The following is a 9,252-nucleotide window of genomic DNA, read 5'->3' as shown; positions in this document are numbered from 1 at the left end:
GCCGGACGCGCCGGGGCTGCGGGCCACCCTCGCCGCGCTGCCCGAAGCCGACCGCGCGCCGGCCGTGCTGGACCTGCTGCTCGCCCAGGTCGCCGCGGTCCTCGGCCACGCCACCGCCGCCGACGTTCCCGCCGACCGGGCGTTCCAGGACCTCGGGTTCGACTCGCTGACCACCGTCGAGCTGCGCAACGCGCTCAGCGCCGCCACCGGCCTCGCGCTGCCCGCCACCCTCGTCTACGACCACCCGAACCCGGTGGCGCTGCGGGACTTCCTGCTCGCCGAACTGCTCGGCTCGCTGCCCGCGCCCGCGTCCGCGCCGGTGCCGGTCGCGCGCGCCGCCGCCGATGACCCGGTCGTCGTGGTCGGCATCGGCTGCCGCTTCCCCGGCGGGGTCCGCGGGCCCGAGGACCTGTGGGAGCTGCTGGCCGCGGGCACCGACGCGATCGGACCGTTCCCCACCGACCGCGGCTGGGACCTGGCCGCGCTCGCTGCCGGGGACTCCGCCACCCGGGAAGGCGGCTTCCTGGACGGGGTCGCCGACTTCGACGCGCCGTTCTTCGGCATCTCGCCGCGCGAGGCGCTCGCGATGGACCCGCAGCAGCGGCTGCTGCTGGAGACCACCTGGGAGTCGCTGGAACGAGCCGGGATCGCCCCGGACGGGCTGCGCGGCAGCGCGACCGGCGTGTTCATCGGCACCAACGGGCAGGACTACTCGCAGCTGCTGCGCGCGGCCGGTGCCGACGTCCGCGGGCACGTGGCCACCGGCAACACCGCCAGCGTGCTCTCCGGCAGGCTGTCCTACTCGCTCGGGCTGGAAGGGCCCGCGGTCACCGTGGACACCGCCTGCTCGTCCTCGCTCGTCGCGCTGCACTGGGCGTTGCAGGCCCTGCGGTCCGGGGAGTGCTCGCTGGCGCTGGCCGGCGGCGTGTCGGTGATGTCCGGGCCGGACTCGTTCGTCGAGTTCAGCGCGCAGAGCGGGCTCGCCCCGGACGGGCGCTGCAAGGCGTTCGGCGCGGACGCCGACGGCACCGCCTGGTCGGAAGGCGTCGGCGTGCTCGTGCTGGAACGGCTCTCCGACGCGCGGCGGCACGGCCACGAGGTGTGGGGCGTGGTGCGCGGCGGCGCGGTCAACCAGGACGGCGCCTCGAACGGGCTCACCGCCCCGAACGGACCCGCCCAGCAGCGGGTGATCCGGCAGGCCCTCGCCGACGCCGGGCTCACCGCCGCCGACGTGGACGTGGTGGAGGCGCACGGCACCGGCACCACCCTCGGCGACCCGATCGAAGCCGGGGCGCTGCAGGCCACCTACGGCCGGGACCGGGCGGAACCGCTGCACCTCGGCGCGATCAAGTCGAACCTGGGCCACACCCAGGCCGCCGCCGGCGTCGCCGGGGTGGTGAAGGTGCTGCTGGCGATGCGGCACGGGACGCTGCCGAAGACGCTGCACGCCGAACGGCCCAGCCCGCACGTGGACTGGGACGCCGCCGGGATGGCGCTGCTCGCCGAACCGCGGCCGTGGCCGGCGGCCGGGCACCCGCGCCGCGCCGGGGTCTCCGCGTTCGGCGTGAGCGGCACCAACGCGCACGTCATCCTCGAACAGGCCCCCGAGCCCGAACCCGGACCGGAGAAGGTGCCGGTGCGGCCGCGGGCCGTGCCGTGGCCGGTGTCGGCCCGCACCCGGGAGGCGCTGGACGAGCAGCTCGCGCGGCTCACCGGCGCCACCACCGGGACCGATAGGCCCACTGTGGACGTCGGTTTCTCGCTGGCCACCGGACGAGCCGCGCTGCGGCACCGGGCGGTGCTGCTGGCCGGGCCGGACGGGGCCGTGGAAGTCGCCCGCGGCACCGACGCCGGGCCCGGCAGGACCGCGTTCCTGTTCGCCGGCCAAGGCGCGCAGCGCGCGGGGATGGGCCGCGAGCTGGCCGCTCGATACCCGGTGTTCGCGGCCGCGCTGGACGAGGTGTGCGCGCACCTGGACCTCGAACTGGACCGGCCGCTGCGCGAGATCATGTTCGCCGAGCCCGGCAGCGAGGATGCCGCGCTGCTCGACGAGACCGGGTTCACCCAGCCCGCGCTGTTCGCGTTCGAGGTCGCGTTGTACCGGTTGTTCGAATCCTGGGGTGTGCGGCCGGATCTGCTGACCGGGCACTCCATCGGCGAACTGGCCGCCGCGCACGTCGCGGGCGTGTTCTCGCTGCCGGACGCCGCGAAGCTCGTCGGCGCCCGCGCCCGGCTGATGCAGGCGCTGCCCGCCGGCGGAGCGATGATCGCGGTGCAGGCCACCGAGGACGAAGTGGCCGCGCAGCTCACCGAGCGGGTCGCGATCGCCGCCGTGAACGGGCCCGACTCCGTCGTCGTCTCCGGCGCCACCGCCGAAGCGCAGCGCATCGCCGCGCACTTCGGCGACCTCGGCCGCCGCACCCGCTGGCTCACCGTCAGCCACGCCTTCCACTCGCCGCTGATGGACCCGGTGCTGGACGAATTCCGCCGCACCGCGGCCGGAATCGAGTTCCACGCCCCGGAGATCCCGGTGGTGTCCGACCTGACCGGCACCGTCGCCGACCCGGCCGAACTGGGCAGCGCCGACTACTGGGTGCGGCACCTGCGCGAGGCCGTGCGGTTCGCCGACGCCGTCCGCACCCTGCACGACGCGGGCACCACCCGGTTCGTGGAACTCGGACCGGACGGGGTGCTCGCCGCGCTCGCCCGGCAGTCGCTGCCCGCGGACGGCCCGCTCGTCGTCGCCACCCAGCGCGCCGACCGGGACGAGGAGACCGCGCTCGGCACCGCCCTCGCCCGGCTGCACGTCCACGGCGCCCACGTCGACTGGGCGGCGCACTTCGCGGGCACCGGGGCGCGGCGCACCGCCCTGCCGACCTACGCGTTCCAGCGGGAGCGCTACTGGCCGGAACCGGCCGCCGCCACCGCGGGCGATCCGGCGGACGCCGAGTTCTGGGCCGCCGTCGAACGGGAGGACCTCACCGCGCTGTCCGGTTCCCTCGACGTGGACGACGCGTCGCTGTCCGCCGTGCTGCCCGCGCTGTCGTCCTGGCGCCGCCACCGCCGCGAACACGCCGCCGTGGACGGCTGGCGCTACGCGATCGGGTGGACGCCGATCAGCACCACCCGCCGGTCCACCGGCCCCTGGCTGGTGCTCGTCCCCGCGGCGGAACGCGATACCGACTGGACCGCCGCGGTGCTGGACGCCCTGCCCGGCGCCGACGTGCGCGAACCCGCCGCCACCGGCGAGCTCCAGGACGGCTACGCGGCGGTCGTCGCGCTGCCCGGCGCCGACCCGGCGGCGCTGCTGCCCGCGCTGCGGGACGCCGGGATCACCGCGCCGCTGTGGGCGCTGACCCGCGGCGCCGTCGCCGTCGGCCGCGCCGAGCTCCCGGACGTCGAGGCCGCCGCGCTGTGGGGCCGCGGCCGCGTCCTCGCCCTGGACGAACCCGAGGCGTGGGGCGGGCTCGTGGACCTGCCCGCGACCGCCGACCGGCGCGCCGCCGAGCGGCTGCCCGCCGTCCTCGGCGGCACCGAGGACCAGGTCGTGCTGCGCGCCGCGGGCGCCTACGGGCGCAGGCTCCGGCCCGCACCCGCACCGGCCGCCCCGTGGCGGCCGCACGGCACCGTGCTCGTCGTCGGCGACGACACCTCCACCGGCCACCTGAGCAGCCGGTTCGCCGCCGACGGTGCCGAGCACGTGCTGCGCGCGAGCACCGCGGACCTCCGCGAGGTCCTCGACGCCGCACCCGGCCCGATCACCGCCGTCGTGCACGCCGCCGACGGCACCGACCCCGTCGCGGACGCCGAACAGCTCGCCGCACTGCTGGCCGGACAGCCCCTCGACGCGTTCGTGCTGATGACCTCCATCGCCGCGGTGTGGGGCGTGCGCGGGCAGCAGCAGGCGGCCGCCGACGGCGCCCGGCTCGACGCGCTGGTTCGCCGGCTGGCGGCCGACGGCATCCCCGCCCGGCTGCTCGCCTGGAGCGCCTGGGAGTCCACATCGGACGGAGCGGCGGCGCACCGCAGGGCCAACGGGCTGCCCGCGCTGGACCCGGACCGGGCCGCCACCGCGTTCGGCCGCGCCCTCGGCGGGCCCGAGACCTCGCTGGTGCTCGCGGACGTGCGGTGGGAGACCTTCGCGCCCGCGTTCACCGCCGACCGCCGCAGCGCGCTGTTCGACGACATCCCCGCGGCCGCGCCCGCCGATGCCGACGCCGGCCCCGACGGCGGCTCGCTGCTCGCCGAGCTCGCCGCGCTCGGCGGACCGGAGCGCGCCGACCGGGTGCTCGACCTGGTGCGCACGGCCGCCGCCCAGGTCCTCGGGCACGGCGGCCCGGACGCCGTCGAACCGGACCTGCCGTTCCGCGACCTCGGCTTCGACTCGCTCACCGCCGTGGACCTGCGCGGCGCGCTCGGCGCGGCCACCGGGCTCGCACTGCCCGCCACGCTCGTGTTCGACCACCCGACGCCGGACGCGCTCGCCGCGCACCTGCTCGCCGAGCTCACCGGCGCCGAACGCGGCACCGAACCCGTCGCGGCCGCCGCGGCACCGGACGACGACCCGATCGCCATCGTCGGCATGAGCTGCCGCTACCCGGGCGGCGTCCGCTCGCCCGAAGACCTGTGGCGGCTGCTGCTCGACGAGACCGACGCCATCGGGCCCGCGCCCGCCGACCGCGGCTGGGACCTGACCGCGATGGGCACCAAGGAAGGTGGATTCCTCTACGACGTCGCCGAATTCGACCCCGGCTTCTTCGGCATCTCGCCGCGCGAAGCCATGGTGATGGACCCGCAGCAGCGCATCGTGCTCGAAGCGGCCTGGGAGGCGTGGGAACGCGCCGGCATCGACCCGGCGGCGCTGCGCGGCACCGACGCGGGCGTGTTCGTCGGCGGCGGCTCCGGCGACTACCGGCCCCCGGCCGGGCAGGTCGGGCACGCCCAGACCGCCCAGTCCGCGAGCCTCATCTCCGGGCGGCTCGCCTACACCTTCGGGCTGGAAGGACCCGCGGTCACCGTGGACACCGCCTGCTCGTCCTCGCTCGTCGCGCTGCACCAGGCGGTGCAGGCGCTGCGCACCGGCGACTGCTCGGTCGCGCTGGCCGGCGGGGTGACGGTGATGTCCACCCCCGTCGGCTTCGTCGAGTTCGGCGAGCTGGGCGCGCTGTCCCCGGACGGGCGCTGCCGCGCCTTCGCCGACGGCGCCGACGGCACCGGCTGGTCCGAAGGCGTCGGGATGCTCGTGGTGGAGCGGCTGTCCGACGCGCGGCGGCACGGGCACCAGGTGCTCGCCGTGCTGCGCGGGTCCGCCGTCAACTCGGACGGTGCTTCGAACGGGCTCACCGCGCCGAACGGGCTGTCCCAGCAGCGGGTGATCCGCAAGGCGCTCGCCACCGCGGGCCTCGCACCGTCCGATGTGGACGTGGTGGAGGCGCACGGCACCGGCACCTCGCTGGGCGATCCGATCGAGGCGCAGGCGCTGCTGGCGACCTACGGGCAGGACCGGGACGAACCGCTGCTGCTCGGCTCGATCAAGTCCAACATCGGGCACAGCCAAGCCGCTTCCGGCGTCGCGGGCGTCATCAAGTCGGTGCTGGCGATGCGGCACGGCGAACTGCCGAAGACGCTGCACGTGGACCGGCCCTCCACGCACGTCGACTGGACGGCGGGCGCCGTCGAGCTGCTCACCGAGCGCACCGGCTGGCCCGGCACCGGCAGGCCGCGCCGCGCCGCGGTGTCCTCCTTCGGCGCCAGCGGCACCAACGCGCACGTGGTCCTGGAGCAGGCACCCGAGGTCGAGGCGCCGGTGGAACCCGCGGCGGAACCGGGACTGCTGCCCGTCGTCGTCTCCGCCCGCACCCCGGAAGCGCTGCGGGTGCAAGCGGAACTGCTGCTGCGCACCGGAACCGAGCTCGCCGATCTGGCCTGCTCGCTGGCCACCACCCGCGCGCACTTCGAGCACCGGGCCGCCGTGCTCGCCGCCGACCGCACCGCGCTGCACGCCGGGCTCACCGCGCTCGCCGGTGGCGGGACCGCGCCGAACCTGCTGCGCGGCGGCGGAAAACCGGGCAAGCTCGCGTTCCTGTTCTCCGGGCAGGGCGCCCAGCGCGCCGGGATGGGCCGGGAGCTGTCGGCCCGGTTCCCGGTGTTCGCGGCCGCGTTGGACGAGGTGTGCGCGCACTTCGACCTGGAACTGGACCGGCCGTTGCGGGACGTGATGTTCGCCGAGGCGGGCAGCGAGGATGCGGCGCTGCTCGACGAGACCGGGTTCACCCAGCCCGCGCTGTTCGCGTTCGAGGTCGCGCTGCACCGGCTGTTCGAATCCTGGGGCGTGCGACCGGACTTCCTCACCGGGCACTCGATCGGGGAGCTCGTCGCCGCGCACGTCGCGGGCGTGTTCTCGCTGCCGGACGCGGTGCGGCTCGTCGCCGCCCGGTCCCGGCTGATGCAGGCGCTGCCCGCGGGCGGGGCGATGATCGCGGTGCAGGCGGCCGAAGAGGAGGTCGTGCCGCTGCTCACCGAGCAGGTCGCGATCGCCGCCCTCAACGCACCCGACTCGCTGGTTCTCGCCGGGGACGAGCCTGCGGTGCGCGAGCTCGCCGAGCGGTTCGCGGCGAACGGGCGAAAGACTAGGCGTTTGCGGGTCAGCCATGCGTTTCACTCACCTCTGATGGACGCCATGCTGGAGGAATTCGGCCGCACCGCCCGGGACATCGGCTACGCCGCCCCGGCGCTCCCGGTCGTGTCCAACCTGACCGGTGGGATCGCCACCGCCGAGCAGCTGTGCGATCCCGGTTACTGGGTGGACCACGTGCGCCGGGCCGTGCGGTTCGCCGACGGCGTCCGCACCCTCGCCGATCGCGGCGTCGGCACCTGCTGCGAACTGGGCCCGGACGCGGTGCTCGCCGCACTGGTCGACGGCACCCTCGACGGCCAGGCCGAGGTGGTCCCCGCGCAGCGCGCCGGACGGGACGAGGCCGAGACCGCGATCACCGCGCTGGCCCGGCTGCACACCTGCGGGACGACGCCGCGCTGGGCCGAGTTCTTCGCCGACCGCGGCGCCCGCCGCGCGGACCTCCCGACCTACCCGTTCCAGCACGAGCGCTTCTGGCCGGAGACCGCGGCACCCGCGGCGGAGAACCGCGCTGCCGCAGCGGAATCCGACACCGCGTTCTGGAACGCGGTCGCCGACGCCGACTACGCCGAGCTCGCCGCGGAACTCGACGTGCCCGGCACCGCGCTGTCCGAGGTGCTGCCCGCGCTGTCCGGCTGGCGGGAACGGCAGCAGGAGCAGGCGACCGTCGACTCCTGGCGGCACCGCTTCGGCTGGAAGGCGCTCACCGCCCCGGCCGCCCGGCCCACCGGGACCTGGCTGGTGGTGCTGCCCGCGGACGGCACCGGCCGGGACGCCGACGTGCTCGGCGCGTTCGACGACGCGGTGCGGATCGAACTCGACGCCCCCGACCGGGAGTCCTGGCGCGTCCTGCTCCGCGAGGCCACCGGCGGCCGGCCCGTCGACGGTGTGGTCTCGCTGCTCGCCACCACCGACACCGGACGCGCCGTGCCGGCCGGACCGGCCCGCACCGCGACCCTGCTGCAAGCCCTCGGCGACGCCGGGCTCGACGCGTCACTGTGGACGGTCACCCGCGGTGCGGTCGCCGCCGGTCGCGGCGAACCAGTGCCGCACCCGGTGCAGGCCGCCGCGTGGGGGCTCGGCCGCGTCGCCGCGCTCGAACACCCGGACCGCTGGGGCGGGCTGATCGACCTGCCCGCGGAACTCGACGCGGACACCACCGCGCGGTTCGCGACGGTGCTCGCCGGGCTCGACGGCGAGGACCAGGTCGCGGTGCGGCCCGGCGCCACCCTCGGCCGCCGCCTGTTGCCCGCGCCTGAACGGCCCGCGCAGCGGTGGAACCCCACCGGCACCGTGCTCATCACCGGCGGCACCGGCGCGCTCGGTGCCCAGGTCGCCCGGCACCTCGCCGCGACCGGGGCGGAACACCTGGTGCTGCTCAGCCGCAGCGGCGCCGACGCGCCGGGAGCCGCGGAGCTCCGGGCCGAACTCGCCGAACTCGGCGCCACCACCGCCGTCGAAGCCTGCGACGTCGCCGACCGGGAATCGCTGGCCGCCGTGCTCGGCGGCATCCCCGCCGCGCACCCGCTGACCGGCGTGGTGCACGCCGCCGGGGTGCTCGACGACGGAGTGCTCGACGGGCTCACCCCCGACCGGTTCGACGCGGTGCTGCGCACCAAGGTCACCGGGGCGCTGCTGCTCGACGAGCTCACCCGCGAGCACGAGCCGACCGCGTTCGTGCTGTTCTCCTCCGCGTCGGCCGCCGTCGGCAACGCCGGGCAGGGCGGGTACGCCGCCGCGAACGCGGTGCTCGACGCGCTCGCCGAACAGCGGCACGCCGCCGGGCTGCCCGCCACCTCCATCGCCTGGGGCGCCTGGGCCGGTGCCGGGATGGCCGCGGGTCAGGACGCCGCCGACCACGCCCAGCGCGGCGGTGTCGACGCCATGCGGCCCGACCTGGCGCTGCGGGCGTTCGACGAGCTCGCCACCGGCGCGGAACCGGCGCTGCTGGTCGCCGCGGTGAGCGAGCGGTTCGCCCGCACCTTCACCGCGGCCCGGCCCAGCCCGCTGCTGCGCGAACTGCCCGGCCGCGCCGAGGACACGGCGCCCGCGCCCGTCGAGAACGGCTCGCTGCGCGCCGAACTCGCCGAACTGCCGCCGGCCCGCCGCCGGGACGTGCTGCTCGACCTGGTCCGCGGGCACAGCGCCGACATCCTCGGTCACTCCGGGCCGGACGCCGTCGGCCCCGACCGAGCGTTCCGCGACCTCGGCTTCGACTCGCTGGCGGCCGTGGAGCTGCGCAACCGGCTCGGCGCCGCGAGCGGGCTGCGGCTCGGCGCGACGATGGTCTTCGACCACCCGACACCCGCCGACCTCGCCGACCACCTGCTCACCGGGCTCGACCTCGACGGCGACCCCGGGGCGGACGAGGCGGACGAGGCGCGCATCCGGCGGCTGCTGGCCACCGCACCGCTGTCCGCGCTGCGCGCCGCGGGCGTGCTGGAGGCGCTGGACGGGCTGGACGGGCTGGACGGGCTGGACGGCGAGCAGGCGGACGGGGCGGACTCCGGTACCGAGGCCGGGACCGATGAGTCGATCGACGCGATGGCACTGGACGACCTCGTGCAGGCGGCGCTCGACGGTGCCGTCGAGACCGACTGATGTCGAGACCGACCCAC

The 9,252-nt window shown here is 76.5% G+C and carries 1 pseudogene; it reads left to right on the top strand.

Going from position 1 to position 9,252, the window contains the following annotated elements:
* Positions 1-49: 49 nt before the first annotated feature.
* A pseudogene (locus ABZ805_RS24550) lies at positions 50-9,235 on the top strand (type I polyketide synthase); the annotation flags it as partial.
* Positions 9,236-9,252 lie beyond the last annotated feature (17 nt).

It is taken from the genome of Saccharopolyspora sp. NPDC047091, from assembly GCF_040643635.1.
Taxonomy (GTDB): Bacteria; Actinomycetota; Actinomycetes; order Mycobacteriales; family Pseudonocardiaceae; genus Saccharopolyspora_C.
This window is presented reverse-complemented; position numbering and strand designations above follow the sequence as displayed.